Raw genomic sequence first — 25,091 nt, 5'->3', positions numbered from 1 at the left:
GTCCCAAGCGTCGTGACCACGTGTTCCCGTTCGCTATGAATCTGGAGCAGATCCTCTGAGTATCATGGTCTGGCTCCTAATTCCATTTGGCCCCTAATTCCATTCGCGAAGCTGCGAGCTGTTCCGAGAATACTCGAATTGCGCCAAGCTTGATCGCGCACTGAAAAAAAATGCGACGTTGGGAATGGTTGGCACGTAGCCCCAAGATTCCAGTCGAAAAAAAACCGCCTTTGCTGGGCGGTTTTTTCAAGTCTCGAGTTGCGACCGAGACTGGTGCATCACTGGCTACATTGACGTGCGGTCATGGTATGAATCTTTGCGCGCACATGCAACGTCATTTTTGCCTGCGGTTAGCCGTTTGGAGCATTGTTGTTTTTTTGGCGATACTGGCAGAAATAACGGTTTACAAATATGACCGATCAGCGTCTATGACAAATCAAATGAGTGGTCTTCGGGCTGCAATTTCTAAGTTAACATGCCGGGGCTCACATGTTAGTGCCGCGGTGAGGTTTGGCTGGTGACTTAACAGTTTCACGCCCCCTGACACGGTTTTGCACCCGTGCCGGATTGATTTCTCGGAGGGACTTCAACCGGCCGCCTCACTGGCTACATTGACGTGTAAGCCGAAGGAGCGCGTGATCCGGTAAGCGTTCTCGAGGTTTGGCCCCCAAACTGGAGGCCAAAAGTATGAAGCTTTTGCTGCGTACGCTGAGCCTCGTATGGAGATTGCTAAAAGCGTTTCGCTTTTACGAGTTCCTGCGAGACCACTTTGACGACCTGAAGTAACGGTCGATCTTTGAGGGGAGGAACCCGCTTCAGCTTCGGCTGCAGCGGGTTTTTTTTGATGCTTAAACTGTCAAAAATGATTTACTGAGCTCAGTCATTTCATCTGGTCGCGTAGGGGATTTCGTCGGCGACTGTAGGTTTCGCGCTAAGACTCATGATGTGCTGCTTATGCATCGCCAGCGAACTGCTCACCAATTTCGCTCTGCTCAAAAACGCTGATCTGGTTACGTATCGCCCGCGATCGATGCTGAACACGCGCTGTCCATCAGCACAGTTTCATCTTGCCGCGTTCAGCGCAGGCTTAGGATGTTGCACAGGTTTTTCACTTTATCCCGATGGGAGTCGTGCCATGCGCCTTATCTTCAATGTGCTGCTTATTGCCGCAGCGGTATCGATGTTGAGTGCCTGTTCGGGAGCGGGCGGCCTGACCACCACCAGTTGTTTCTTCAGCGACTGCCAATCACCGCAGAGCCCTAACGCCAACACCCTGAAGTTCGGCGGCAACAGCATCGGCAGCAGCCTTAACCAATACAGTTCCGGCATGCTGCACGACGACTAAGCCTTATTGCGCATCAGGCACGGCAATCCACTCGCTCAAGGTCTTCTGATACTTGCCAGTGACTTTGCTCAGGTGCAGCCACTGGTCGACATACAGTTTCCAGCTAATGTCATCGCGCGGCAGCAGATAAGCCTTCTCGCCATATTGCATGTACTGATGCGGGTTCACTGCGCACAGTCCCGGTTTTAGTTTCTGCTGATACAGCGCTTCCGAGGCGTCGGTGATCATCACGTCGGCCTTGTTGTCGAGCAGTTGTTGGAAGATCGTCACGTTGTCGTGCAGGGCCAGTTGCGCTTTGGGCAGGAAGGCGTGGACGAAGGCTTCGTTGGTGCCGCCGGCGGGTTCGACCAGGCGCACGTTGGGCTGGTTGATCTGCTCGACGGTCTGGTATTTGCTGACGTCGTCGCAGCGCACCAGCGGGATTTTGCCGTCGGTGTCGAGGGTGTTGCTGAAGTAGGCTTTTTTCTGCCGCTCAAGGGTGACCGAGATGCCGCCCATGCCGATGTCACATTTGCCGGCCTGCATGTCGGGCATCAGGGTTTTCCAGGTGGTTTGCACCCACTGCACTTTGACGCCTAGGCTGTCGGCCAGCGAGCGGGCCATGCTGATGTCGATGCCTTCGAATTCGCCGTCGGCGCGTTTGAAGGTGTAGGGCTTGTAGTCCCCGGTGGTGCAAACACGCAGCTCGCCTTGTTGCTGGATGCTGTCGAGGTGGGTGATCGGGTCGGCTGCCTGAGCGGTGAAGGGCAACGCGAGCAGAGCGCCGAGCAGTATTGTGGTTTTTGTCGTTTGCATCTGTCGGATTTTTCTCTGGATGGGCGGAGAGGACGTGTTCGAAGTTAAACACGTTCTCAGCGTTGATCCAGTCCGATGTTGAACTCGGCGCAAATGACGGAACGCGCTACAGCCCCAACCCTTCCTGCACCACCTGCAACAGATTGTTCTCCGTCAATGCAATCGCATCCAGCTCCTGCCCGGTCTCGACCGACTGCAACCACCAATGACTTTCGTGATGTTCATCAACCGTGCGCAGTAACGAATGATCGCGCCCCGGCACATTGATTTGCACCCGTCCGCAGCCATCCTCGGTAAAACGCGCAATCGGGTCGAACGTCAGGCTGTGGTGATTGGCCTCGATGATCAGTTGGTCGATGGCGTAGTCGTGGGCTTCACCGTCCGGTGAAGTTTCGCAAACATGCGTAGGATTGCGCCGGATCTTCAGTCCGACCTCGGTGACGGGCTGTAACCAGGCTTCGATGCGGTGGTACAAGTCATACACCTGAGCGGGCCAGCAATCGATTTCCAGTTCAGCGCAAGTAATGTCGTCAGCATGGACGTGCTTGAGTTTGGCGGCGAGTTCGTCTGCTTTACTCATGTCGGATCCCTTGGTTGGATGTCTGCCTGTTAATCGTAGACCCTGCGAAGACGTCAGGCTTTGCCTTGCGTCATGCGCTTGCAACACAAGCGTGGCGAAATCAGCGCTGGCCCGGGCGGGTCCGGAGCGAAACCATGGACGCAGGCGTCCCAAGGAGTGGGTAGATGAAAAAGCTGTTTACAATTTTCGCAGTGATTGCGCTGACGGCCGGTAGCATCGGCCTGAGTTCGGCGCGGCAATCGCAATCAAGCAAGGCTCAGACGGAATCGGTGGCGGGGGTGTTCGACTACTACCTGCTGGCGCTGTCGTGGTCGCCAACGTTTTGCCTGACCCATAAAGATGATGTGCAGTGTTCCGGCAAGGGTTACGGCTTCGTGTTGCACGGGCTGTGGCCGCAATATGCCGCGGGTGGCTGGCCGCAATCCTGCCCGCCGCTGACGAAATTGTCGGCGGCGGAAACCAGCAAAGGCCTGACCCTGTTTCCAACGAAAAAACTGCTCGATCACGAATGGTCCAAGCACGGCACCTGCAGCGGCCTCGGCGCGATGGGGTATCTGGATGAAGCGGACAAGGCCGTAGCGGCGGTGAAAATCCCGGACGAGCTGCAGCCGTTCAGCACCTCGTATTACTTCGAGGCGCAGGAGATTGCCCAGTTGTTCCGCAAGGCCAACCCGGGGATTCCGGCCGATGGTGTCGCGGTGATCTGCAGCGGCCCGGAACTGTCCGAAGTACGCGTGTGCATGGGCAAGGATCTACAGTTCGCGGCGTGCGGCAAAGGCGTGAAAACCCAGTGCCGGGCGGGCGATATCCGAGTACCGCCGTCGCGGTGATCCGAGCGGTATCAGCGATCAAGAACAGGCGCCCGGCAAGGCGCCTGTTTTTTTGCCTGAAGGTTTGAAGCACCTGCGCATTTCCCGCATGCTTGCGCACCCAAAAGGACGACACGCTAGATTGCAAGGAGCTGTTCATGAGCGGAAAACCCGCTGCCCGCGTCACCGATCCAACCGCCTGCCCGCTGCCGGGACATGGTACCAATCCTATCGTTAGCGGTTCGCCAAACGTCAATTTCGATGGCCTGGCGGCTGCACGCATGACCGACGAATCTGCCTGCGGCAGCGCTATCACCGGCGCGGTGTCTTCGACGGTGTTCATCAATGGCTTGAACGCCGCAACGCTGGACAGCACCGGTGGCCATGGCAACGTGGTCATTGGCGGTTCCGGCACGGTCATCATCGGTGACACGGTGATCACCGCGCCCTTCAGTGGTTTGCTGCCCATGCCGGTGCACTTCACCGACAAGTTGCAACTGGTCAACGACGTGACCGGTGAGCCTATGCCCGATCACCCCTACATGATCCAGCGCGCGGACGGGCGCATGGAACATGGCGTGTCTGACGCCACCGGGTTTACCCACGAAGTCAGCTCGCATCTGCCTGAAACCATCAAGTTGTTTCTGGAGGAATGAGGCATGGCGACTGAAACGGTAACGTGCCCGAAAGGCAACAATTACAAGCTGCACAAGGAACATGCGCTGACGGACAAGAAAGATGTCAGAGTGAAGGCTGTGCCGGTGGAGAGCACCAAGGCGATTGTTCTGTTCATTGGTGGGGCAGGGGATAAGGAGAGTTATTATTTTTCGGGTCCGTACAGGAACATACGGCTGGCGTGGTTGAATTTTAATAAACGAACTGAAGCGCTAATGACACAGGGCCGATATACGTCAGAGTGGTTGGGCTACAACGAGGTCAGAGGAACGCGAGATATTCAACGGCATGTTCTAGGATTGATACCGTATAAAAGCTGTCCGGTATACATCGTCGGACATAGCCTTGGCGGATGGAACGGCGCGCACCTGACAAAGATCATGACGGACTGGGGTTACCGTATCCAAATGCTGATTACGCTGGATCCCGTCGGAGAAGGTTCTCTCGTTTGGCTAGGCTCGGACATTTATCGCGAGCGTCCAGAACCGGTCGCTGCGGATTGGATAAATATTAAAGCGACTCCGACTAAAAGAGATCCTTCAGATGGGGTTGCTGACTTTGGCGAAAAGTGGATCATCTCTTGCGGCCCGTCATTGAACGCCAACGTCGACACCAATCATGCAGATGCACCGGGACTATTCACAGCAGTAATCGCGGGTAATAAATCAGCGAGCGATTTTTTGTATGAGTCGATCATGAAGGAGTTTTCCTGATGCAAAAGTTACTCCTTTGCGTACTGATGGTTTTCTGCTCTGGCTGTGCAAAAGACCACACGAAACCACCTGCGAATCTTGATTTTGTTTCTGTTAAGCGCGAAACCACACTTATATACGACGTTAGATTTGATTCGGATGTTGATGTGCTTGATCTTTTTGATCGAGGGGAAGGAAAAGGGATGGCTTCCGCTACGCTGGAGTGTGCCTTGGCAGGGGACGAAGATTTTTCGGTCGATAAATTCATCCGGTTTTCTGCAACTGGTTCGATTGAGCCCGAAGAAAATGATGGAAACCATGCCAAATATTCCTATCTCAGCAGTGCGTTCTTGAGTGAAGTTTCTAACGGTGGTGGTTCGCGTAGAGACTTATCAGCCACAGAACTCAACCACCTCCTGTCCAACAAACAACAAATCCCCTGCAAAGTCGTGGTCACCGCCTACGGTTACAAACCCTATTACTCCAACACCCTGCACATCCCCGTCGCCGATCTGCTGCGGGAAATCAACAAATCCCGCTGAAAAACCCGGGGAGTTCCAGGCGCGAATTCCCCACGATCTCTCCCGTCATGCAGCCGCAAAATCCACCCGACCAAGCCGCAAAATAAATCGACGAAACGCGATCATTCATTCCTGACACACGCCGATATAACAGGCATGGGCGCTGCGTTTGCCGGGGACATTCCGCTGGGCTACGCTCAAAAACATAAGGGTTTTCCACTGGCGCCCTCGTCGTATCTGCCCAGGACTTGCTTTTGCCTTTCCCCATTCCCGATCAGCAACACGCCCCCGGCGCGCTTAAACGCTTGCCGTTACGTAAAGCAGCGGTGCTGTTTATCGTCGCGGTGAGCCTGTGCCTGTCCGGTTTGTTGTATCTGCAACTGCAGCAGTCGCAGCGTCAGGATCTGGCGGTGGCGCAGGCGGCTTCGAGCAATCTGACCCGGGCGATGGCACAGCAGGCCGAGGATACGTTTCTGGCGGCCGATCTGGTGATGACCAGTCTGGTCGACTGGATCGAGGATGACGGTTACGGCGCTGCGCAAAAGCCGCGGTTGCAGCGCATTTTCGCCCGGCGTGCGCAGCAACTGACGCAGTTGCACGGCATCTTTCTGTTCGATCGCGACGGGCAGTGGGTGATCACCTCGTTTGCCAATCTGCCGCGTGGCGACGGTGTTGCCGACCGCGAATATTTCAGGTTTCACCAGCAGAACGCGTCGACGCTGGCGCACATCGGGCCGGCGATTCGCAGCCGCGAAAATGGCGAATGGATCATCCCTATCTCCAAGCGCATCAATGACCATGCCGGCCATTTCGAAGGTGTGTTGATGGCCGGCATCAAGATGTCGTACTTCGATCAGTTCTTCAAAAGCTTCAGCCTCGACGACAACGGCATCATGTTCCTCGCCCTGACTGACGGAACGCTACTAGCGCGGCGGCCGTTCGATGAATCGCTGATTGGCACCTCGGTGGCGCGTGGGCAGATTTTTCAAACGCTACTGCCCAATGCCACGGCGGGAACGGCGATGCTCGATTCGTATGTCGACGGCACGGAACGGCTTTATGGCTATCGGCAGTTGGCGTCTTATCCGCTAGTGGTATCGGCGGCGACCTCGCGGGATACGATTCTTCAGGGTTGGTATGAGCGCGCGTTTCAGTCGAGCGTGATCGTTGCCTTGGTCATCCTCGGCATTGGCCTGTTCGGCTGGGTGTTCATCCATCAAGTACGCGATGGCGAGCGCATCGAGAAAAACCTGCGCAAGGCGCAACGGGCGCTGGAGCAGATCGCCACGCACGACAGCCTGACCGGGCTGGCCAATCGGCGTTTGTTCGAGCGTTCGCTGGAAATCGAATTCGCCCGTGGCGCGCGGCAGGTCAGTCCGGTCAGCCTGATCATGCTCGATATCGATTTTTTTAAACGCTACAACGATGCCTACGGGCATGTTGCCGGTGATCAGTGCCTGACGCAGGTCGCCCAGGTGCTGAGGACGTGTTGCCAGCGCAAGTCCGATCTGGCGGTGCGTTACGGCGGGGAAGAGTTTGCGGTGTTGCTGCCGGACACCGACATCAACGGTGCGCTGGCGATCGCCGGGCAGATTCGTCGCAGCGTGATCGACAAGCACATCATCCACAGCGGCTCGCCGACCGGGTATCTGACGGTAAGTCTGGGGTGTTACGCGTTCATCCCGAGCGGCAATGACAGCCCGGAAGCCTTCATCCAGCGCGCGGACGCGGCGTTGTATCAGGCGAAAAATGCCGGCCGCAATCGCGCGGCGGTGTTGTCACTGGACAGCGGCTTTGCCGAATTGATGCGCTCGGATCGCTGACTGTCGACCTCGACTTGAAGCAAAACTTGTGGGAGCGAGCCTGCTCGCGAAAGCAGAATGTCAGTCATGCAAATGTCGACTGATAGACCGCTTTCGCGAGCAGGCTCGCTCCCACAGTGAAAGGTTACCTGCCTACCTACCTGGGATGGCTCTTGTTCGTTCAGCTGCCCGAGCCACCGCCCGCACCGCCAGTGCCGCCGCCGGCCGAACCGGTGCCACCGCCCGCGCCGGAGCCTGAACCGCTGGCACCACCGTTGGTGCCGGTGCCAGTGCCAACACCGGTGCCCATGGAACCGGTGCCTGAATTGGTCCCCGTACCGCCAGTGGAACCACCCGATGAACCGCTGCCGCCAGAAGGCGCGCCGGGGGTGTTGTCCGGTGGCATGGTCGAGCTGCTGGCGCCGCCTGATTTGGTCCCGGTAGCGTCGGTACTGTCGTTCGCCGCGAAGCTGGCGGCCGAGGCGGTGGTCAGCAGGCCGGCCAGCAACAGCGAAGTGAATTTGCGCGTCATCATGGTCCTTCTCCTGAAAAATGGCATGTACCTGATATTGGTCCGACGCGCGAAAGCCTTGGTGCCAGTCGGCTGACGAGTGGTCGGCGGCCAGGCAAGTGGCCTCCTGAACTTCGTGGATATTGGCTATTTTTGTAAACCGCCGCTGGGACTAACGTAGTCGCACATTCACTTGCGACCCGGAGTCACCATGCAACCTCGTACCGATTTTTACACCGCGTCCCCTGATGCCCTGAAAGCGATGATGGCGCTGGAAACCGCAGTGTCCAAACTGCCGCTGGAAAAGACCCTGATCGAACTGGTCAAACTGCGCGCCTCGCAAATCAACGGCTGCGCATTCTGCATCGACATGCACACCGCCGACGCGATCAAGGACGGCGAAACCCCGCGTCGGCTGTTCGCGGTCACCGCCTGGCGTGAAGCGCCGTTCTTCAGCGACCGCGAACGCGCCGCGCTGCTCTGGACCGAGTCACTGACGCAACTGAGCCTGACTCATGCCCCTGATGAAGATTACGAAGTGGTCGCCGCACAGTTCACACCGAAGGAAATGGTCGACCTGACCGTGGCGATCAGCACTATCAATAGCTGGAACCGTTTGGCGGTGGGCTTTCGAAAAATGCCGCAGGCTTGAGGCTTTGCCAAAAGTGGCTGATCAGTTGCGACATTGCTGACTGATCGGCCGCTTTTTCATTTGAGCCAATGCCCCGGTGTATTCCCCGTCATGCCCTTGAAGAACGCAATGAATGCACTGTCGCTGGCAAAGCCCAGTGCGCTTGCGCAGTAGCCGAGGCTGCGTCCGGTCACGAGCCATTCCATGGCGCGCATCAGGCGCCATTGTTGACGCCACTGCTGGTAGCTCATACCTGTTTCGCGTTGAAAAATCCGTCCGATGGTGCGACTGCTCGCGCCTGTCTGTTGTTCCAGAACCTGGAGCTCCGGCGGCAGTTGCGTGAGCGTTTTCAATAGCGGAGCAAGGCGTTTGTCCTGGGGCAACGGCAACAACATCGGTTGCTGTGCTGCTTCAGCGATTTCGCTCAGGCACAGGCCCAGCAAATGGACGAATCGACCTTGCTGCCAGTCGGTATCGAACGCCGCGACTGCCATGGGTTCCAGTACCGCGCGCAGCAAAGGGCTGACTTCGATGATGCAGACCTGCTGCGGCAGGGCCTGACACAGCTGCGGGATCAGGTAGATGGAGCGGTAATCAACGCTTCGCTGCATCACCGCCCGGTGGCTGATACCGGGTGGAATCCACGCTGCCCGCGACGGTGGCAACAAGCATAAATGCTGCGCCAGGGTGATTCGCGTGCAGCCCTCTCGGGTGTAAAGCAATTGGCCGCGTTGGTGGCGATGGGAGCCTGAATCATGATCGCCCAGCGTCGAAGCGATACCGATCACTGGTGCGGTGAAACGATCTGGGTCAAAACGCGCGTGGGCATGAAGCCAAGCCATGGTATGTCCGATTTCAACGATAGATTGGCGAAGTTCCGATAATACGCCAGTCGTCAATTCTTAAACTCTTCGCCGTTAACTGAGGAGTTTCCAAGAATGGTTCATCGAAGTCTGCTGCTCTTGATCATCGCGCTGGCGTTCCCGCAAATAGCCCAAAGCTTGTATAGCCCTGCGTTGGGCGATATCGGGCGTCAGTTCAACGTCGGTGCGCAAGCCGCGTCGCAATTCATGTCCGTGTATTTCCTAGCCTTTGCTGCCGGAGTCGTGGTGTGGGGGCGCCTGTGTGACCGTATCGGTCGACGGCCGACGATGCTCGCTGGGCTGGCGATGTATGTCGTGGCGACGTTCTCAGGTCTTTGGGTCAGCAGCTTTAGCGCTTTGCTGCTCGCACAGATGTTGGCGGCGTTCGGCGCGGCGGTGGGCTCGGTGGTCACGCAAACGGTATTGCGCGACCGCTTCAACGGCGCCGAATTGGCCAAGGTATTTTCCTTGATGGGCATCGCGCTCGCGGCCAGCCCGGCGATTGGCTTGTTCAGCGGCGCCAGCCTGGTTCAGGCGTTGGGTTATCGCGGTGCACTGGGCGCGTTGCTGTTGCTGGCAATGCTGCTGTGGCTGTGGTGTTGGTGCGCACTGGCGGAAACCCGTCCAGCACCACCCGTTCCTGTCGGTCTGCTCGAAACCCTCACACGCATGCTGCGCGACCTGCGTATCTGGCGTTCTGCATTGTTGATCGCGTCTTTCAACATCGCGCTGTTCAGTTATTACAGCCTGGCGCCGTTCATGTTTGAGCGACTGGGAGCAGACCCGGCCTGGTTTGGCTACAGCGGTGTGCTGCTCGCGTTGGGTTCGGGGTCGGGGGCGTGGTTAAACAAATTTCTGTTAAGCAACGGGTTCAAGCCGTCGCAACTGATCCGCCTCGCCAGTGGCACTGCGTTACTCGGTGGCATGGGCGTGTGGTTGCTGCACAACCATGTCGCGTTTGTATTGCCGATGCTCCTGGTGGTCTTGGCGTTCGGCATGGCGATCCCGAACATTCTCGGTTCTGCGTTGGCTGAATATGCAGATCGGTTGGGCACGGCTGGAGCACTACTGGGCTTGATGTACTACGTGCTGATTGGCTTGGGCCTGATCCTGGCAGGCTGGTTCCAGGCGCTTGGCGCAACCCTGATGATGTGCGCGGCCGTTGCATGGCTGCTGGCGATCCGGGCCGAAGCGAATTCCAGTCGAGTAAGGCAACACTGATCAACCGGGGCGCAAAACAGCCATTCGAGGAATTCATTGCTTCGCCTTAATACGAAGCATTACTATTCACGCCCTTTCCTCATCGCGCCGTTTCCTACCTCATGCGTCCCCGTAGACCCGGCTTTTTCGAGCATTACGAAGAGTTGATCGGCACCTGGACCCGGCGTCTGCGCAATCGCGCGCAGGCCGAGGATCTGGCGCACGATACCTTTGTGCGCGTGCTCGAGGCCGATTCAGCGGCGGTGCAGCAGCCCCGGGCGTATCTGCATCAGACCGCGCGCAATATCGCCGTTGACGGTTATCGACGTGAGGACCGGCGTGGCGCCCTGGAATCGCAGGCCATCGAGCACAGTGCGTCGTCGACCGGCGACCCGGAGCATTACATGCATGCGATCCAGTTGGCCGACTCCATCGAGCGTGCACTGACCGAGTTGCCGGTCAATTGTCGGAAGATTTTTGTCTGGCAGAAGATCGAAGGCCTGACCCAGGCGGAAATCGCCGAACGCCTGGGGTTGTCCAAGAACATGGTCGAAAAGTATATGATCCGCACCCTGCGGCATCTGCGCGATCGCCTCGACGGTTTGCAGTCATGACCGGTGGCGATTTCCCCCCCAGCTCAACAGGATCTTCCATGACGGATACTCGTGATTGCGCGTGCGGGCCGAGCACGGTGCGCGATGATGCCGCGCGCTGGTTCGTGCGTTTGCAGGAGCCGGACGTCAGCGCTGAAGAGCAGCAGCGCTTCGACGCCTGGCTGAGCGAGCATGCGCAGCATCGCGACGAATTTCAGTTGCTGAAGGGCTTGTGGTCGGCGGCTGATTTGCTCCCGGCGCCACGCCTCAAAGCGCTCGTTGAGACGCCGCCGGACCAACGCGCGCGCCGTCCGTTGCTGCGTTACGCGGTGGCCGCCAGTGTGCTGGCGGTGGCGCTCGGCCTCGGTCTGTTCAGCGGCTTGCACCGTTCGGGCGGCTACAGCGCCGAATTCGCCACTGCATTGGGCGAGCGCAAACACGTGGCCTTGCCGGACGGTTCGCTGATCGATCTGAACAGCCGCAGCCGTTTGCAGGTGCGCTATGAACAGGATCGTCGCTTGATTGAACTGCGCGAAGGCGAAGCAATGTTCAGCGTCGAGCACGATGCATCGCGGCCATTTGTGGTGCAAACCGACAGCGGCAAGGTCACGGTGACTGGCACGCGTTTCGATGTGCGCCGCGACCCTGCGCAAACCCGGGTAGCGGTGGAGCAGGGCACGGTCAAAGTGCAGGGGCGGGATGCGCCGAGCGAGCAATTCATCAGTCTGACGGCTGGCCTCGGTACGCACGTCGATGCCCACGGCAAAGTCGCGCCAGCCTACGCGGTCAATCCGGCGCAGCTGACCGCGTGGCGCAACGGCAAACTGGTGTTCGACAACGCCAGCCTCAGCGACGTCGCGGCCGAAGTTTCGCGTTATCGACAGCATGCGTTGACGGTTACCGACCCGGCCGTGGCCAGCCTGCGCCTGACCAGTGTGTTCAACGCCGACAACACCGACGCCTTGCTCAAGGCTCTGCCGAACATCCTGCCGGTGGCCGTGCGCAGCCTGGCCGATGGCCGTCAGGAAATAATCGCAAAATAAAATTCAGGTTTTTTTCGAGTTCAGCGTCTTCCTGTTCAACTGCAACTGGTTTGCATTAACAGCCGCACACTCTTGCGATCCACAGGACTCTGTACGACGTGAAAAACACCATCGCCAATAACAAAAAATCCCCTTGGTTACCGCTGGCCCTCGCGCTGGCGGTCAGCGCCGCCGTGCCGCAGGCATTCGCCGCCGAAGCCATTCATATTCGCGCGCAGCCGCTGGGCCAGGCCCTGAGCGAGCTGGGCCAGCAAACCTCGCTGCAAGTGTTTTTCAGCCCGGATCTGGTGGCCGGCAAACAGGCGCCGGCGGTCGACGGTGATCTCTCTCCGGAGCAGGCGCTGCGTCAGTTGCTGCAGGGCAGCGGTCTGGATTACCAGATCAACGAAGGCTCGGTGACGCTGTCCCCGGCCGCTACTTCCGCGGCGAGCAATGGCCCGCTGGAACTCGGCGTGACCGATATCAAAGTGGTCGGCGACTGGCTCGGCGACGCCAACGCCGCCGTGGTGCAGAACCACCCCGGCGCGCGCACGGTGATCCGCCGCGAAGCCATGGTCGAGCAGGGCGCAATGACCGTCGGCGATGTGCTCAAGCGCGTACCGGGCGTACAGGTGCAGGACGCCAACGGCACCGGCGGCAGCGATATTTCCCTCAACGTTGGCGTGCGTGGCCTGACCTCGCGTCTGTCGCCGCGCTCCACCGTGCTGATTGATGGCGTGCCGGCGGCGTTTGCGCCGTACGGTCAGCCGCAACTGTCGATGGCGCCGATTTCTTCGGGCAATCTCGACAGCATCGACGTGGTGCGCGGCGCCGGTTCGGTGCGTTACGGACCGCAGAACGTCGGCGGGGTGATCAACTTCGTCACCCGCGCGATTCCGGAGAAAACCACCGGTGAGATCGGCACCACTCTGGAAACCTCGCAGCACGGCGGCTGGAAACACATCGACACGGCATTCCTCGGCGGCACCGCCGACAATGGCATCGGCATGGCCTTGCTGTATTCCGGAGTCAACGGCCACGGCTACCGCGAGCGCAACAACGGCAACGACATTGACGACGTGATCCTCAAGACCCACTGGGCGCCGACCGAGCAGGACGATTTCAGCCTCAACTTCCACTACTACGACGCCAGCGCCGACATGCCCGGCGGCCTGACCCAGCAGCAATACGACGATAAGCCGTTCCAGTCCGACCGCGATTACGACAGCTTCAGCGGCCGGCGCAAGGACGTGTCGTTCAAGTGGATCCGCCAGATCGACGAGCGCACCCAGGCCGAAGTGCTGACCTACTATTCCGACAGTTACCGTGGCAGCACGATTGCCGCGCGCGATCAGAAAACCCTCAGCTCTTACCCGCGCACCTATTACACCTTCGGCATCGAGCCGCGGGTTTCGCATGTGTTCGATGTTGGCCCGACGACCCAGGAAGTCAGCGTCGGTTATCGCTACCTCAAAGAAGGCATGCACGAAGAAGCCAGTCGTCTGGCGCTGGTGAACAACCAACCGGTGGTCACCCGCACCTCTGACGGTCACGTTTATCAGGACCGTACCGGCGGCACCGAGGCCAACGCGTTCTACGTCGACAACAAGATCGATGTGGGCAACTGGACGATCACCCCGGGCATCCGTTTCGAACACATCAGCACCGAATGGCACGACCGCCCGGTGCTCGACACGTCGAACCGGCCGGTGCAGGAAAAACGCCGCAGCATCGACAGCAACGAACCGCTGCCGGCGTTGAGCGTGATGTATCACCTGTCCGATGCGTGGAAACTGTTCGCCAACTACGAAACCTCGTTCGGTGCCTTGCAGTACTTTCAGCTCGGCCAGGGCGGCTCGGGTGATCAGACCGCCAGTGGCCTGAATCCGGAAAAGGCCAAGACCTACGAGATCGGCACGCGCTACAACGACGACGTCTGGGGCGGCGAGGTGACGCTGTTCTACATCGACTTCGACGACGAGCTGCAATACATCAGCAACGACGTCGGCTGGACCAACCTCGGCGCGACCACGCACCAGGGCATCGAAGCCTCGGTGCATTACGACATGGCCGCCCTCGATCCGCGCCTCGACGGCCTGACCGCCAACGCCGGCGTGACTTACACCCGCGCGGTGTACGAGGGCGAGATTCCCGGCTTCAAGGGCCGCGACCTGCCGTTCTACTCGCGTCAGGTGGCGACGGTCGGTTTGCGTTACGACGTTGATCGCTGGACGTACAACCTCGACGGCTTCGCTCAATCGCAACAACGCTCGCCGGGTACCGGGGTCAACGCTGACGGCAGCTTCAACGGCAACTACATCACCGAAGGCTCGGCGGACGGCCAGTACGGCAACATTCCCGGCTACGTCACCTGGAACGTGCGCGGCGGCTACGACTTTGGCGCGCAACTGTCGAACCTCAAGCTCGGCGCCGGGGTGAAGAACGTTTTCGACAAGCAATACTTCACCCGCTCCAGCGACAACAATGCGGGCATGTATGTCGGTGCGCCGAGGACGTTCTTTGTACAGGCCAGCGTGGGGTTCTGACAGACCGCGTCGGCTTCTTCGCGAGCAGGCTCGCTCCCACAGGTTCACCGAGATTCTGTGGGAGCGAGCCTGCTCGCGAAGCTTTTCAGACCTTTAGACCTTCAGCACTTTCCCGCCAATCGCCACCGCCACCAGCAGCACCGCCATCAGGCCAAAGGCAAAGCTCAAACTGCTGGCGTGGGCGACGAAACCGATCACCGCCGGCCCGGCAAGAATCCCGGCATAGCCCAGCGTGGTAATCGCCGGCACCGCGATGCTTTCCGGCATCACCGTCTGCTTGCCCACCGCCGTGTACAGCACCGGCACGATGTTCGAACAGCCGGCACCGACCAGCGCATACCCCACCAGCGCGGCTTGCCAGCTCGGTGCGAAGGTTGCCAGAAACAGGCCGGCCGCTGCCGTTAGCCCGCCGAACAGAATGATCCGCGTCGCGCCCAAACGGCGGACGATGCGATCACCCAACAAACGGCCGGCGGTCATGGTCAAGGCAAAGGCTGCGTAACCCAATCCGGCGTACGCGGTGTCGATCCCGCGTTCCTGTGCCAGGAACACCGCGCTCCAGTCCAGCGCTGCGCCTTCGGTGAGAAAGACAATGAAGCACATGCCGCCGATAAACAGCACGATGCCGTGGGGAATGGCGAAGGCCGGGCCGGAGCTTTCGCTGCCGTAGGGCAGCATGTGCGGCACGCATTTGCACAGCGCGGCGATCAACAGCGCGACCACCACCAGCATGGCCGCCAGCGGCGACAGGCCGAGGCCGAGCAGGGCGCTGACGCCCGCCGCGCCGACGATCCCGCCCAGGCTGAACAAGCCATGAAAGCCCGACATCATGTTCTTGCCGCTGGCGCGTTCGACGATCACCGCTTGCAGGTTCACCGTCGAATCCACCGTACCCAGACCCGCGCCGAACATGAACAGCGTGGCGATCAGCGCCGGTATCGACGACACGGTCGCCAGCAATGGCAACGCCGCGCAGATCAACAACGTGCCACCCGTGGCCACGCGCCGACAGCCGAAGCGCGTCGCCAGAATCCCCGCCAGCGGCATCGCCAGAATCGAGCCAACGCCCAGGCACAACAGCAGCAGGCCCAGTGTGCCTTCATCCAGACCGGCGCGGGCCTTGGCATAAGGCACCAGCGGCGCCCACGCGGCGATGCCGAGCCCGGCGATGAAAAAAGCCACGCGCGTGGACATCTGTTGCAGGCGTCCGGGGACGAAGGTGTCTTGGGGGTTGAGGCTGGTCATATCGATCCTTGGTAAAAACATCGCGTCCCCGAAGGACAGTGATTCAGCGGCGAGGTTCGATCGCCAGTCATTCGAGGAAGTACAGACAACATCCTACCCTGTGGGAGCGAGCCTGCTCGCGAAGGCGGTGTGCCAGTCGAGATATTTTTAACTGGCACACCGCCTTCGCGAGCAGGCGGGCCCGCTCCGGGGGTGTCCCCGTCTACATATTTAACCGGGCCACCCCGCCTTCGCGAGCAGGCTCGCTCCCACAGGGGATTGCGGTTTACAGTGGGATTTTCGTAAGCACAGAGAGGTGGGGATGACTCGGTTTTATGACGCACGAGGCAATATCTATGGTGTGGTTTCACCCGAAGCCTTGCGCGATGCAGGCATCGCCTTGCCCGCCAGCGCCACCGAATGCGCCGCCTCGCGTCAGGCATGGAGCGACGCGGCGATCTCTTATTGTTGCGACTGGCCCGCAGGCCAGCGCCCGGCGAACAGCAAGGCTCACCGCAGCGACGGCTTGCTGATCGGCCCGTTCCAGGCCGCGCCGCCGTTCGATGTGCTGATCGTCAACACCGACGGTACCCTCGCCGAGCGCAGTGGCAACGGCCTGACGATTTTCTCTCAGGCATTGACCGAGCAAGGCTTGATGCCGGAGGCGGGCGCGGTGTTACGCGTGCATCACGATAAGGGCGACGCTGTGCAAACCTCGGTGAAACCGGCCACGGTCGATGCTGTTCGGGGCTTCTGGCTCGACCTTGGTCAGCCCGGTTTCGGCCCAAATGCCGTTGGCGCGCAGCAAGTCGAAGAGGTGCAATTCAACGGGCGAGCGGTCAGCCGCGTAGTGCCGTTGACACAGCTCGATCCAGCCTGGACGCACAGCCAGTTCGTGCGCATCGGCAATCCGCATTGCGTGACGTTGCTCAGCGATCTCGGCGCATTACCGAGCAATGAACAAATGAATGAATCCAGGTTGAACGAAGGCTTGACCCGAATCGCCTATGCCATGCCGATCGGTGCCGGCGATCCCTGCCCGGCGGGCGTGAATCTGCAATGGGCGGCGCTGGAGTCAACACAGAAAATCCGCGCCCGGGTGTTCGAGCGGGGCGAAGGGCCGACCGCCTCATCCGGCACCAGCGCCAGTGCGGTGGCATCGGCGGCGTGGCGGGTGGGTTGGGTTGTGGCGGGGCAAGTGCAGGTGGTGATGCCCGGCGGCACGGCGCCGGTTTTGCTGGAGGTTGAAGACGGGCAGTTAGTGAGGGTCAGACTGTTCGGGACGGCGCGGTTGATGGGCTGAATTCGAGGCCGCCATCGCTGGCAAGCCAGGCTCCCACAGGTTTTGTGCCGAACACAACGTTCATGTCCAAACCGAAACCCTGTGGGAGCGAGCCTGCTCGCGAAGGCGGCCTACCCGATCACCTATTCATAACTGATCCACCGCATTCGCGAGCAGGCTCGCTCCCACATTCGATTTGCGGTGCATCAACTTTCAATATGAACGCTGGCCACTGAACTCCACCACCGGCATCTGCCGCTTCATCAACACCTTGCCATCGCGAATCGAATACAGCGGCAAGCCCTGGCTGCGAATCACTTCATAGTCGCTGTCCGCCGACAGGATCAGCAGATTGGCCGGGCGCCCTTGCTCCAGCCCGTAACGCTCGCCCAGGTGCATGGCTTTGGCGCTGTTGTCGGTGACCAGATCCAGCGCACTCTGCAGGTTGCGGTAGCCGAGCATGTGGCAGATGTGCAGCCCGGCCTCGAGCACGCGCAGGATGTTGCCGTTGCCCAGCGGATACCACGGGTCGACGATCGAATCCTGGCCGAAACACACGTTCATCCCGGCTTCGAGCAGTTCGTTGACACGGGTCACGCCACGGCGTTTCGGGAAATTGTCGAAACGGCCTTGCAGGTGAATGCTCTCGGTCGGGCAGGAGACAAAACTGATCCCGGAATGCCCGAGCAGGCGAAACAGTTTCGCGCAGTAGGCGTTGTCGTAGGAGCCCATCGCCGTGGTGTGGCTGGCGGTGACGCGGGCGCCCATGTCGCGGCTGCGCGCTTCTTCGGCGAGCACTTCGAGGAAGCGCGAGTGCGGGTCGTCGGTCTCGTCGCAATGCACATCGACCAGGCAACCGGTGCGCTCGGCCAGGTCCATCAGAAACTTCACCGAGCTGACGCCCTGATCGCGGGTGTACTCGAAATGCGGAATGCCGCCGACCACGTCCGCGCCCATGCGGATCGCTTCTTCCATCAGCTCGCGGCCGTTACGGAACGATTCGATGCCTTCCTGCGGGAACGCGACGATTTGCAGGTCAATCAGATGACGGCTTTCCTCGCGCACTTCGAGCATGGCCTTGAGTGCGGTGAGTTGTGGGTCGGTGACGTCAACGTGGGTGCGCACGTGCTGAATGCCGTGTGCGGCCAGCGCCTGAATGGTCTTCTTGGCGCGGGTCTTGGTGTCTTCTTCGGTGATCGTGACCTTGCGCTCGCCCCAGCACTCGATGCCTTCGAACAGTGTGCCGCTCATGTTCCAGCGTGGCTCGCCGGCGGTGAGGGTGGCGTCGAGGTGAATGTGCGGTTCGACGAAGGGCGGCACCACCAGATTGCCGCCGGCGTCGAGGTCGTCCGGGCCGAGCGTCGGCGCTTCGGTCTGGCGGGCGATGCTGTGGATCAGACCGTTTTCCAGGTGCAGTTCGTGCAGGCCTTCCTGATTACGCAGGCGGGCGTTGATGATGTGCATCAGGCGAATCCTTTTATAGATCTTGTAGTGGTGCGCTGACGCGACGGGCGCCGAGCAGACCGGTGACGATGACATACGTTAGCGCGGCAGCGGCAATCCCTACCAGCGGCGCGACCCACGGCGAACTGAACGCGGCAATGGTGCCCACCCCGTAAGCCCCGAGCCCCGGCCAGTTGAACGCTGGCAACCGCGCGTCGGCCAGGCGAGGATAGTGCCCGCGCCAGCGGTAGAAAAAGTCCGCCATGATCACCCCGCCAATTGGCGGAATCACCGTGCCGAGCAGAATCAGATACGGCACCAGCATGTCGTACATGCCCAGCAAGGCGAGCACCGTGCCGATCACCGCGCCGCCCAAAGTCACGGTTCTGCGCCGGCCGGTGCGCAGCAGGTTGCAACCGGCGACGGCGAAGTTGTAGATGGTGTTGTCCTGGGTGCTCCAGATGTTCAGCAACAGCATGGCCATCGCGGCCATGGCGAAACCTTGCAACAGCAACACCTCGACCACGTCCGGTTGCTGATAGACGATCGCGCCGTACGCGCCGATCAGCACCATCAGGCCGTTGCCAACAAAGAATCCGATCAGGCTGGCCAGCACCGCGACTCGCGCCGAGCGCGAGAAACGCGTCCAGTTGGTCGCCTGCGTCGCGCCACTGACGAAGGTGCCGAACACCAGCGTGATGGCTGTCGACCAGTCCAGCGAGCCCGTCGGCACAACGCTGAGCAAGCCTTCGAAACCACCGACCTTTATCGTCGCGACCCACATCGACAGCATCAACAGCAACAGCATCGCCGGCACCGCGATGTACGAGAGAATTTCCAGCCCGCGATAACCGATGTACGCCGTGGCGCAGAAGCCCAGCCCGAACAGCACCATCAGGCCGAGCACCGTGGCTTCATTGAGATTGAAATACTTGCCGATCACCACCGCCGCCGTCGCCGTGCCCCAGGCGTACCAGCCGATCTGGGTGAATCCGAGAATCAGGTCACTGAGCTTGCTGCCCACTTCACCAAAACAGAAACGGCCCATCAGCACCGAGTTGAGCCCGCTCTTGAAGGCGATGTAGCCCAGACCCGCGGCATACAGGCCGAGCAGCAGGTTGCCGACGACGATCACCGCGATCATCTCGCTGAAAGTGAACGCCACGCCGAGCTTGCCGCCGGCGAACATGGTCGCGGTGAAAAACGTGAAGCCCAGTAACACCATCGCGGTAGAGGCGAGGCCTTTGCGCGCGTGCATCGGGACTTCGCTGAGGGGGTAATCGTTGCCGGGAGCGTTCTGCGTCATGAGGCAGTCCTTGCTGGAAGGGAGAAGACGCGGGAGGGTTGCAGCGGTCGTGCCAAATACCGATTCGGTGGGGTATGTATAGACGACACGGCGCAGACAGGCGCAAAAACGGTGCACCTGAGCGCACCCGTGTGCAATGTGGGAGCCACGGCCCATGATCGTTCCCACGCTCTGCGTGGGAATGCAGCCCGGGACGCTCCGCGTCCCATGCCAAAGCCGAACGCGGAGCGTCCGTTGAGGCATTCCCACGCAGAGCATGGGAACGATCGGTGTCAGCGGATTGCATGATCGTTCCCACGCTCTGCGTGGGAATGCAGCCCGGGACGCTCCGCGTCCCATGCCGAAGCCGAACGCGGAGCGCCCGTTGAGGCATTCCCACGCAGAGCATGGGAACGATCGGTGTCAGGGGATTGCATGATCGTTCCCACGCTCTGCGTGGGAATGCAGCCGGGGACGCTCCGCGTCCCATGCCAAAGCCGAACGCGGAGCGTCCGTTGAGGCATTCCCACGCAGAGCATGGGAACGATCGGTGTCAGGGGATTTGGAGGCTGTCAGAGGAAGCGCCGGAGGGCGGCGCAGGTGTAAAAAAACAGCCATGGCGGCTGTTCTTTTGGATCAACACTGTTCACCTGTGGCCGCGCGCCTGCGCGCGCTTGCGGTTTTCCTTTGCAAGGGACCGTGCCTGGCACACCGCTTTCGCGAGCCGGCTCGCTCCCACAAGGGGTATTCGAATCGCCTGATATTACTCGCCGCGATAGATGCACCCGCTGGTGCAGGTTTCATGAATGCGGATCGCGCTCAGTTCCGGCAGCAGCGGCTTCATTTCATTCCAGATGAATTTGGCCAGCACTTCGCTGGTCGGGTTTTCCAGACCGGGAATGTCGTTCAGGTAGTTGTGATCGAGACGCTCGTACAGCGGCTTGAAGATCGCCTTGATCTCGGAGAAATCGCGGATCCAGCCGGTGTGCGGATCGAGGTCGCCGCTCAGGTGCAGCGCCACTTTGAACGAGTGACCGTGCAGACGCCCGCACTTGTGGCCGTCCGGGACGTGCGGCAGGCGGTGGGCGGATTCGAAAGTAAACTCTTTGAAGATTTCCACGGTATTTGGCTCTGTTCAGATGGCGTTCGCCGCAGCGATTCGGGCAGGCGGCGAGTTTATCAGCTTGTCTGTGGCTGTGCTGACTAAAGGGTCAGCAAGTGCTCGGCGAGGCGACCGTTGGCCGTCAGTTCGAGAAATTCGTCACCGAGGCGGCGGCTCTCGTCCATCGCCGTGTGCCAGTACTTCTGCCGGCCCGGCGCATCGCCCATGAAGCGTTTGAAGTCGTTCCGGTCGGGAAGTTTGCCGAAGGGCAGGCGCGCCAGATATTCCTTCGACGGCGCGAGCAACAGCACGTCCTGCAAACGCTGCACCGAGGCGCGGCGCCACGGCAGGGTCTTGTCGAACCAGCCGGGAATCACCCGGTCGGTGAAGTGCGGATAGAGCACGATGCCCTCGCCGCTGTAGGGCAGATCGAGGTGATAGTCGAGCAGGCCACCGTCGCGGAACGTCCCGGCACCGGCGCCCGGCAGGTCGCGCACGCCTTCCATGACCATCGGAATCGAACCCGAGGCGAGCAAGGCCTGGCGCAGGTTGCCGGTGTTCAGCGCGACGAAGCGCGAAGGAAAATCATCCAGCGCATGCAGCGGCGGCGCCAGGCGCGGATCGTGAATGATCAGCCGTTCGAAGTGCCGCGACAGCCGCGCCCGGCCGCGCAGGTTGTCGGCAATCACCGAACCCAGCGCGAGACCGAGTCGCCCGCGATGATCCTCGGCCAGACGGCCTTGACTTTTCACCACCATGATGTTCAAGCGGTAATGCGCATTGTCGAGGATGCTGGCGTCGCGGCCGTCGAGCAGGTCGTTGAGCATGCGTTGCGAGCTCTGACTGATCTCGGCCATGGTCACGCCTTTGTTGAAATTCTGCTCGGCGTACAGATGCCCGAGGCGGCGGATGCCTTCGGCGGCGTCGGGCAGACAGGCACTGGCGAAGCGCCAAGAGCCGACCGAAGCGCCGATCAGCGACCGCTCGCGCGGCGCACTCGGCAGCCATTCACCGAACAGCGCCAGATCCAGCCCCTGAATCCCCAGCGCCTTCGGCCCGCCGGCCGCGCCAGGCAGGGTGCCGACGTCGGCAGCATTCAGGCCCTGGGCACGAATGCGCGCCATGGCCCGCGGGCCGGCCTTGAGGGTGAGGGCGGGGAATTTGATGTGGATGGCGGTCATACCGGCCTCGATCGTTAGCAAGCTGCGAATTATAAGCACATGTTGCAAAGCCCTTGTAGGCCTTCGCCTGCTCGCGATAGCGGTGTGTCAGTGCCAAATGGGCTGACTGAAAGACCGCTATCGCGAGCAGGCTCACTCCAGGGGCAAGGTGTTCATGGGTTTTGTGTCAGACGCAAAATCATGGGGGAGCGAGCCTGCTCGCGAAGCGGTGTTTCAGTACCAAATGTGCTGGCTGAAAGAACGCTTTCGCGAGCAGGCTCGCTCCCACAGGGTTGTGCACCGTCTGAAGAGGCACAATGATGGCCATTCAGTTTCAGTTAAGTTGCTGCCGCTAAGGTGCCCACCTTAAGCAATCCATAAGAATTGGGAGACACCCGTGAACACCCTGACTGCCCTGATCACCGCCTCGCTCATCTGCCTCACTGCCGGCACCGCTTCTGCGCGTGATCTGGGGCCTGACGAAGCGCTTCGTTTGCGCGACGCTGGTACTATCGTCTCCTTCGAGAAGCTCAACGCCATCGCGCTGGAAAAACACCCAGGTTCGGAAATCACTGAAACCGAGCTTGAAGAAGAGTACGGCAAGTACATTTACCAGATCGAGCTGCGCGACCCGACAGGGCTGAAGTGGGATCTGGAGTTCAATGCAGTCAATGGCGAAGTGCTCAAGCATCATCAGGATACGTAATGAAGCTTAATGTTCGCACCACCCGGCGTACGGCCCTGGTGCTGGTGTTGTTTTGCTCCACGGCCATGGCCCGCGACCTCGATCAAGACGAAGCCCTGAGCCTGCGCGAGAAGGGCGTGATCCTGCCGCTGGAGCAAGTGTTGCAGCAGGCCATGGATCGTTATCCCGGCGCCAAACTGCTGGAAGTCGAGCTGGAAGAAAAACACGACGTCTACATTTACGAAGTCGAGTTGCTGACGGTCGAAGGCGTGGCGCGCGAGCTGCACTTGAAGGCCGACACCGGCGAGTTAGTCAAAGACAAGGAAGATTGATCGATGCGTTTGCTTTTGGTGGAAGACCACGTACCGCTGGCCGACGAGTTGCTCGCCAGCCTGCAGCGGCAAGGTTACGCGGTCGATTGGCTGGCGGACGGTCGCGATGCGGTGTATCAGGGCAGTAGCGAGCCGTACGATCTGATCATCCTCGACCTTGGCCTGCCCGGTGTGCCTGGGCTTGAAGTGCTGGCGCAGTGGCGCGCCGGTGGGCTGTCGATTCCGGTGCTGATACTGACGGCACGCGATTCCTGGGCCGAACGCATCGAGGGCCTGAAGGCCGGCGCCGACGATTACCTGACCAAGCCGTTCCACCCCGAAGAGCTGCAACTGCGCATCCAGTCGCTGCTGCGCCGCTCGAAAGGCCAGGCCAATCAACCGACATTGAAGGCCGCCGGTCTGCATCTGGACGAGGGGCGTCAATGCGTGGTGCGTGACGGCGCCGACATTCAACTGACCGCCGCCGAGTTTCGGCTGCTGCGCTACTTCATGTTGCATCCAGAGCAGATCCTCTCCAAAAGCCACCTCGCCGAACACCTCTACGACGGTGAAACCGAGCGCGATTCCAACGTGCTCGAAGTCCACGTCAATCATCTGCGGCGCAAGCTTGGCAAAAGCGTGATCGAAACCCGTCGCGGCCAGGGTTACCTGTTCGGCGGACAAGCCTCATGAGATCGATCCAGCGCCGTTTGAGCCTGGGTCTGATCAGTGTGATGGTGATCGTCGGCGTGGTGCTGGCGCAGACCAGTCTGTGGTTGTTCGAAGCAGGGTTGCAGCGTTATCTCGAAGCGGGTCTGCGCAACGACAGCGAGAGTCTGCTGGTAGCGCTGGTGCGCGGCCCGCAAGGCTTGCAGCTGGACGAGCGGCATCTGTCGCCAGCCTATCAGCGGCCGTTTTCGGGGCATTATTTCCGTATCGACTTTGCCGACAGCCACTGGCGTTCGCGCTCGTTGTGGGATCAGGACCTGCCGCTGCTCGACCATCCCGGCCTGCACAGCAATCTGCAACTGGGCCCGGACGGACAACAGTTGCTGATACTGCGTTCGGATTATCGACGTCTCGGTCAGTCGATCTCGATCAGCGTCGCGCAGGATTACACGCCGGTGCGCGAGAGCTTCCAGCGCATGCGCCAGATCGGTCTGGCGGCGGGCCTGACGGCGTTGCTGGTGATTCTGCTGTTGCAGCGCCTGACCGTGCGCCGCGCCTTGAAACCGCTGGAACGCGCGCGCGAGCAGATCGCGCAATTGCAGCAGGGCCAGCGTTCGCAGCTCGATGATCAGGTGCCGGTGGAGCTGGAGCCGCTGGTGGCGCAGATCAACCATTTGCTCGCCCACACCGAAGACAGCCTCAAGCGCTCGCGCAACGCCCTTGGCAACCTCGGCCATGCCTTGAAAACCCCGCTGGCGGTGCTGTTGAGCGTGGCGTCGAGCGAAAAACTCGATGCGCACCCGGAGCTGCGCAAGATCCTTATAGAGCAACTGGAACAAGTGCAGCAGCGCCTCAATCGCGAGTTGAATCGCGCACGTCTGTCCGGCGATGCGCTGCCCGGCGCGCTGTTCGATTGCGACGCGGAACTGCCGGGCTTGCTGGCGACGTTGAACATGATCCACGGCGAGCATCTGGCGCTCAGTTACGTCGCCCCGGCCGGTCTGCAACTGCCGTGGGACCGTGAGGATTTGCTTGAGCTGCTGGGCAACCTGCTCGACAACGCCTGCAAGTGGGCGGACGCCGAAGTGCGCTTGAGCGTGATCGAACGCACTGATGGCTTTGCCCTGAGCGTCGAGGATGACGGCCCGGGGATTCCCGAACAACAGCGCGCCGAGGTTTTCAGCCGTGGTACGCGGCTGGATGAACAGACCGACGGCCATGGGCTGGGGTTGGGGATCGTGCGCGATATCGTGGAAACGTGGGGCGGGTTGCTGGTGTTGGGCGAGAGCGAGTGGGGCGGGTTGAAGGTGGTGATCGAGTTGCCTAAACGCTGATTGCCCAAACA

25 protein-coding genes are annotated in these 25,091 nt (G+C 60.4%); 16 read left to right on the top strand and 9 right to left on the bottom strand.

Annotated elements, in window-relative coordinates; genetic code table 11:
* Window positions 1–1,135: 1,135 nt before the first annotated feature.
* A complete protein-coding gene (locus tag ACGSLL_RS23210) occupies window positions 1,136–1,345 on the top strand; it encodes a hypothetical protein (RefSeq protein ID WP_394508080.1) in 210 nt (69 codons plus the stop codon).
* Between the two features lie 3 nt (window positions 1,346–1,348).
* Here the strand turns inward: ACGSLL_RS23210 and ACGSLL_RS23205 are convergent, their stop codons facing one another.
* Together ACGSLL_RS23205 and ACGSLL_RS23200 are read right to left on the bottom strand one after the other, a co-directional pair.
* The gene (locus ACGSLL_RS23205) at window positions 1,349–2,140 is read right to left on the bottom strand and encodes a transporter substrate-binding domain-containing protein (RefSeq protein ID WP_394508079.1); all 792 of its coding nucleotides are present in this window, start codon (window positions 2,138–2,140) and stop codon (window positions 1,349–1,351) included.
* A gap of 106 nt (window positions 2,141–2,246) precedes the next feature.
* Window positions 2,247–2,720: a hypothetical protein gene (locus tag ACGSLL_RS23200; protein WP_394508078.1), complete on the bottom strand. Its 474-nt coding sequence runs from the start codon at window positions 2,718–2,720 to the stop codon at window positions 2,247–2,249.
* A gap of 164 nt (window positions 2,721–2,884) precedes the next feature.
* Between ACGSLL_RS23200 and ACGSLL_RS23195 the strand changes: the two genes are divergently transcribed.
* The 5 genes from ACGSLL_RS23195 to ACGSLL_RS23175 all read left to right on the top strand — a co-directional run bounded on the left by ACGSLL_RS23195 (window position 2,885) and on the right by ACGSLL_RS23175 (window position 7,240).
* Window positions 2,885–3,550: a ribonuclease T2 gene (locus ACGSLL_RS23195; RefSeq protein WP_394508077.1), complete on the top strand. Its 666-nt coding sequence runs from the start codon at window positions 2,885–2,887 to the stop codon at window positions 3,548–3,550.
* A 137-nt stretch (window positions 3,551–3,687) separates the two neighbouring features.
* Window positions 3,688–4,185, top strand: a complete 498-nt coding sequence (locus tag ACGSLL_RS23190; RefSeq protein ID WP_394508076.1) for a PAAR domain-containing protein — start codon at window positions 3,688–3,690, stop codon at window positions 4,183–4,185.
* A gap of 3 nt (window positions 4,186–4,188) precedes the next feature.
* On the top strand, window positions 4,189–4,917 hold the full coding sequence (locus ACGSLL_RS23185; protein WP_394508075.1) for an alpha/beta hydrolase: 729 nt from the start codon (window positions 4,189–4,191) through the stop codon (window positions 4,915–4,917).
* Window positions 4,917–5,438 carry a hypothetical protein gene (locus ACGSLL_RS23180; protein ID WP_394508074.1) on the top strand — a complete coding sequence of 174 codons (522 nt, stop codon included), beginning with the start codon at window positions 4,917–4,919 and terminating at the stop codon, window positions 5,436–5,438. Before ACGSLL_RS23185 ends, ACGSLL_RS23180 begins: the two co-directional genes overlap by 1 nt.
* Before the next feature lie 233 nt (window positions 5,439–5,671).
* Window positions 5,672–7,240 (top strand): sensor domain-containing diguanylate cyclase, encoded by a 1,569-nt coding sequence (locus ACGSLL_RS23175; RefSeq protein WP_394508073.1) that lies wholly within the window; start codon window positions 5,672–5,674, stop codon window positions 7,238–7,240.
* Window positions 7,241–7,400: 160 nt separating this feature from the next.
* Here ACGSLL_RS23175 and ACGSLL_RS23170 read toward each other — a convergent pair whose 3' ends face one another.
* Window positions 7,401–7,754, bottom strand: a complete 354-nt coding sequence (locus tag ACGSLL_RS23170) for a hypothetical protein (RefSeq protein WP_394508072.1) — start codon at window positions 7,752–7,754, stop codon at window positions 7,401–7,403.
* A 187-nt stretch (window positions 7,755–7,941) separates the two neighbouring features.
* Here ACGSLL_RS23170 and ACGSLL_RS23165 point away from each other — a divergent pair, with 187 nt between their 5' ends.
* Entirely contained in the window at window positions 7,942–8,382 is a 441-nt protein-coding gene (locus ACGSLL_RS23165) for a carboxymuconolactone decarboxylase family protein (RefSeq protein WP_394508071.1), read from the top strand.
* 56 nt (window positions 8,383–8,438) lie between these two features.
* Here ACGSLL_RS23165 and ACGSLL_RS23160 read toward each other — a convergent pair whose 3' ends face one another.
* The gene (locus ACGSLL_RS23160; RefSeq protein WP_394508070.1) at window positions 8,439–9,203 is read right to left on the bottom strand and encodes an AraC family transcriptional regulator; all 765 of its coding nucleotides are present in this window, start codon (window positions 9,201–9,203) and stop codon (window positions 8,439–8,441) included.
* A 96-nt stretch (window positions 9,204–9,299) separates the two neighbouring features.
* On the opposite strand from ACGSLL_RS23160, the gene ACGSLL_RS23155 reads away from it, so the two are divergent.
* The 4 genes from ACGSLL_RS23155 to ACGSLL_RS23140 all read left to right on the top strand — a co-directional run bounded on the left by ACGSLL_RS23155 (window position 9,300) and on the right by ACGSLL_RS23140 (window position 14,585).
* Complete coding sequence (locus tag ACGSLL_RS23155; protein WP_394508069.1) at window positions 9,300–10,445, top strand: MFS transporter; 1,146 nt, start codon at window positions 9,300–9,302, stop codon at window positions 10,443–10,445.
* A gap of 101 nt (window positions 10,446–10,546) precedes the next feature.
* Complete coding sequence (locus tag ACGSLL_RS23150) at window positions 10,547–11,038, top strand: sigma-70 family RNA polymerase sigma factor (RefSeq protein WP_090284622.1); 492 nt, start codon at window positions 10,547–10,549, stop codon at window positions 11,036–11,038.
* A gap of 38 nt (window positions 11,039–11,076) precedes the next feature.
* A complete protein-coding gene (locus ACGSLL_RS23145) occupies window positions 11,077–12,060 on the top strand; it encodes a FecR family protein (RefSeq protein WP_394508068.1) in 984 nt (327 codons plus the stop codon).
* 98 nt (window positions 12,061–12,158) lie between these two features.
* On the top strand, window positions 12,159–14,585 hold the full coding sequence (locus ACGSLL_RS23140) for a TonB-dependent siderophore receptor (RefSeq protein ID WP_394508067.1): 2,427 nt from the start codon (window positions 12,159–12,161) through the stop codon (window positions 14,583–14,585).
* Window positions 14,586–14,678: 93 nt separating this feature from the next.
* Here the strand turns inward: ACGSLL_RS23140 and ACGSLL_RS23135 are convergent, their stop codons facing one another.
* Window positions 14,679–15,830 carry an MFS transporter gene (locus ACGSLL_RS23135; protein ID WP_090284616.1) on the bottom strand — a complete coding sequence of 384 codons (1,152 nt, stop codon included), beginning with the start codon at window positions 15,828–15,830 and terminating at the stop codon, window positions 14,679–14,681.
* Window positions 15,831–16,131: 301 nt separating this feature from the next.
* On the opposite strand from ACGSLL_RS23135, the gene ACGSLL_RS23130 reads away from it, so the two are divergent.
* Complete coding sequence (locus ACGSLL_RS23130; RefSeq protein ID WP_394508066.1) at window positions 16,132–17,112, top strand: diaminopimelate epimerase; 981 nt, start codon at window positions 16,132–16,134, stop codon at window positions 17,110–17,112.
* Between the two features lie 192 nt (window positions 17,113–17,304).
* Here the strand turns inward: ACGSLL_RS23130 and codA are convergent, their stop codons facing one another.
* From codA to ACGSLL_RS23110, 4 genes are all read right to left on the bottom strand, one after another.
* Complete coding sequence (codA, locus tag ACGSLL_RS23125; protein WP_394508065.1) at window positions 17,305–18,555, bottom strand: cytosine deaminase; 1,251 nt, start codon at window positions 18,553–18,555, stop codon at window positions 17,305–17,307.
* Between the two features lie 13 nt (window positions 18,556–18,568).
* On the bottom strand, window positions 18,569–19,840 hold the full coding sequence (gene codB, locus ACGSLL_RS23120) for a cytosine permease (protein ID WP_394508064.1): 1,272 nt from the start codon (window positions 19,838–19,840) through the stop codon (window positions 18,569–18,571).
* A 742-nt stretch (window positions 19,841–20,582) separates the two neighbouring features.
* On the bottom strand, window positions 20,583–20,939 hold the full coding sequence (queD, locus tag ACGSLL_RS23115; RefSeq protein ID WP_007915588.1) for a 6-carboxytetrahydropterin synthase QueD: 357 nt from the start codon (window positions 20,937–20,939) through the stop codon (window positions 20,583–20,585).
* Window positions 20,940–21,022: 83 nt separating this feature from the next.
* On the bottom strand, window positions 21,023–22,102 hold the full coding sequence (locus ACGSLL_RS23110) for a patatin-like phospholipase family protein (protein ID WP_394508063.1): 1,080 nt from the start codon (window positions 22,100–22,102) through the stop codon (window positions 21,023–21,025).
* 376 nt (window positions 22,103–22,478) lie between these two features.
* Between ACGSLL_RS23110 and ACGSLL_RS23105 the strand changes: the two genes are divergently transcribed.
* The 4 genes from ACGSLL_RS23105 to ACGSLL_RS23090 are packed head-to-tail and all read left to right on the top strand — an operon-like array spanning window position 22,479 to window position 25,080.
* Window positions 22,479–22,787 (top strand): PepSY domain-containing protein, encoded by a 309-nt coding sequence (locus ACGSLL_RS23105; RefSeq protein ID WP_394508062.1) that lies wholly within the window; start codon window positions 22,479–22,481, stop codon window positions 22,785–22,787.
* The gene (locus tag ACGSLL_RS23100; protein ID WP_208940505.1) at window positions 22,787–23,098 is read left to right on the top strand and encodes a PepSY domain-containing protein; all 312 of its coding nucleotides are present in this window, start codon (window positions 22,787–22,789) and stop codon (window positions 23,096–23,098) included. Before ACGSLL_RS23105 ends, ACGSLL_RS23100 begins: the two co-directional genes overlap by 1 nt.
* A 3-nt stretch (window positions 23,099–23,101) precedes the next feature.
* Window positions 23,102–23,770, top strand: coding sequence for a response regulator transcription factor (locus ACGSLL_RS23095; RefSeq protein WP_203418735.1), 669 nt, complete (start codon window positions 23,102–23,104; stop codon window positions 23,768–23,770).
* Window positions 23,767–25,080 (top strand): sensor histidine kinase, encoded by a 1,314-nt coding sequence (locus ACGSLL_RS23090; RefSeq protein WP_394508061.1) that lies wholly within the window; start codon window positions 23,767–23,769, stop codon window positions 25,078–25,080. The genes ACGSLL_RS23095 and ACGSLL_RS23090 overlap by 4 nt, the downstream gene beginning before the upstream one ends.
* Window positions 25,081–25,091: the final 11 nt, after the last annotated feature.

Source organism: Pseudomonas retamae, assembly GCF_043496865.1.
GTDB lineage: Bacteria > Pseudomonadota > Gammaproteobacteria > Pseudomonadales > Pseudomonadaceae > Aquipseudomonas > Aquipseudomonas retamae.
Note: the sequence above shows the minus strand (reverse complement) of the source record. Positions and strands in the feature narration are given on the sequence as shown.

Bases quoted from the DNA above. Each gene is read 5' to 3' on its own strand.
- ACGSLL_RS23155 (WP_394508069.1), top strand. From the start codon at position 9,300: ATGGTTCATCGAAGTCTGCTGCTCTTGATCATCGCGCTGGCGTTCCCG.
- ACGSLL_RS23110 (WP_394508063.1), bottom strand. From the start codon at position 22,102: ATGACCGCCATCCACATCAAATTCCCCGCCCTCACCCTCAAGGCCGGC.
- ACGSLL_RS23200 (WP_394508078.1), bottom strand. From the start codon at position 2,720: ATGAGTAAAGCAGACGAACTCGCCGCCAAACTCAAGCACGTCCATGCT.
- ACGSLL_RS23165 (WP_394508071.1), top strand. From the start codon at position 7,942: ATGCAACCTCGTACCGATTTTTACACCGCGTCCCCTGATGCCCTGAAA.
- ACGSLL_RS23180 (WP_394508074.1), top strand. From the start codon at position 4,917: ATGCAAAAGTTACTCCTTTGCGTACTGATGGTTTTCTGCTCTGGCTGT.
- ACGSLL_RS23095 (WP_203418735.1), top strand. From the start codon at position 23,102: ATGCGTTTGCTTTTGGTGGAAGACCACGTACCGCTGGCCGACGAGTTG.
- ACGSLL_RS23100 (WP_208940505.1), top strand. From the start codon at position 22,787: ATGAAGCTTAATGTTCGCACCACCCGGCGTACGGCCCTGGTGCTGGTG.
- ACGSLL_RS23150 (WP_090284622.1), top strand. From the start codon at position 10,547: ATGCGTCCCCGTAGACCCGGCTTTTTCGAGCATTACGAAGAGTTGATC.
- ACGSLL_RS23210 (WP_394508080.1), top strand. From the start codon at position 1,136: ATGCGCCTTATCTTCAATGTGCTGCTTATTGCCGCAGCGGTATCGATG.
- ACGSLL_RS23195 (WP_394508077.1), top strand. From the start codon at position 2,885: ATGAAAAAGCTGTTTACAATTTTCGCAGTGATTGCGCTGACGGCCGGT.
- ACGSLL_RS23170 (WP_394508072.1), bottom strand. From the start codon at position 7,754: ATGATGACGCGCAAATTCACTTCGCTGTTGCTGGCCGGCCTGCTGACC.
- codA (WP_394508065.1), bottom strand. From the start codon at position 18,555: ATGCACATCATCAACGCCCGCCTGCGTAATCAGGAAGGCCTGCACGAA.
- ACGSLL_RS23160 (WP_394508070.1), bottom strand. From the start codon at position 9,203: ATGGCTTGGCTTCATGCCCACGCGCGTTTTGACCCAGATCGTTTCACC.
- ACGSLL_RS23145 (WP_394508068.1), top strand. From the start codon at position 11,077: ATGACGGATACTCGTGATTGCGCGTGCGGGCCGAGCACGGTGCGCGAT.
- ACGSLL_RS23190 (WP_394508076.1), top strand. From the start codon at position 3,688: ATGAGCGGAAAACCCGCTGCCCGCGTCACCGATCCAACCGCCTGCCCG.
- codB (WP_394508064.1), bottom strand. From the start codon at position 19,840: ATGACGCAGAACGCTCCCGGCAACGATTACCCCCTCAGCGAAGTCCCG.
- ACGSLL_RS23185 (WP_394508075.1), top strand. From the start codon at position 4,189: ATGGCGACTGAAACGGTAACGTGCCCGAAAGGCAACAATTACAAGCTG.
- ACGSLL_RS23090 (WP_394508061.1), top strand. From the start codon at position 23,767: ATGAGATCGATCCAGCGCCGTTTGAGCCTGGGTCTGATCAGTGTGATG.
- ACGSLL_RS23205 (WP_394508079.1), bottom strand. From the start codon at position 2,140: ATGCAAACGACAAAAACCACAATACTGCTCGGCGCTCTGCTCGCGTTG.
- ACGSLL_RS23130 (WP_394508066.1), top strand. From the start codon at position 16,132: ATGACTCGGTTTTATGACGCACGAGGCAATATCTATGGTGTGGTTTCA.
- ACGSLL_RS23135 (WP_090284616.1), bottom strand. From the start codon at position 15,830: ATGACCAGCCTCAACCCCCAAGACACCTTCGTCCCCGGACGCCTGCAA.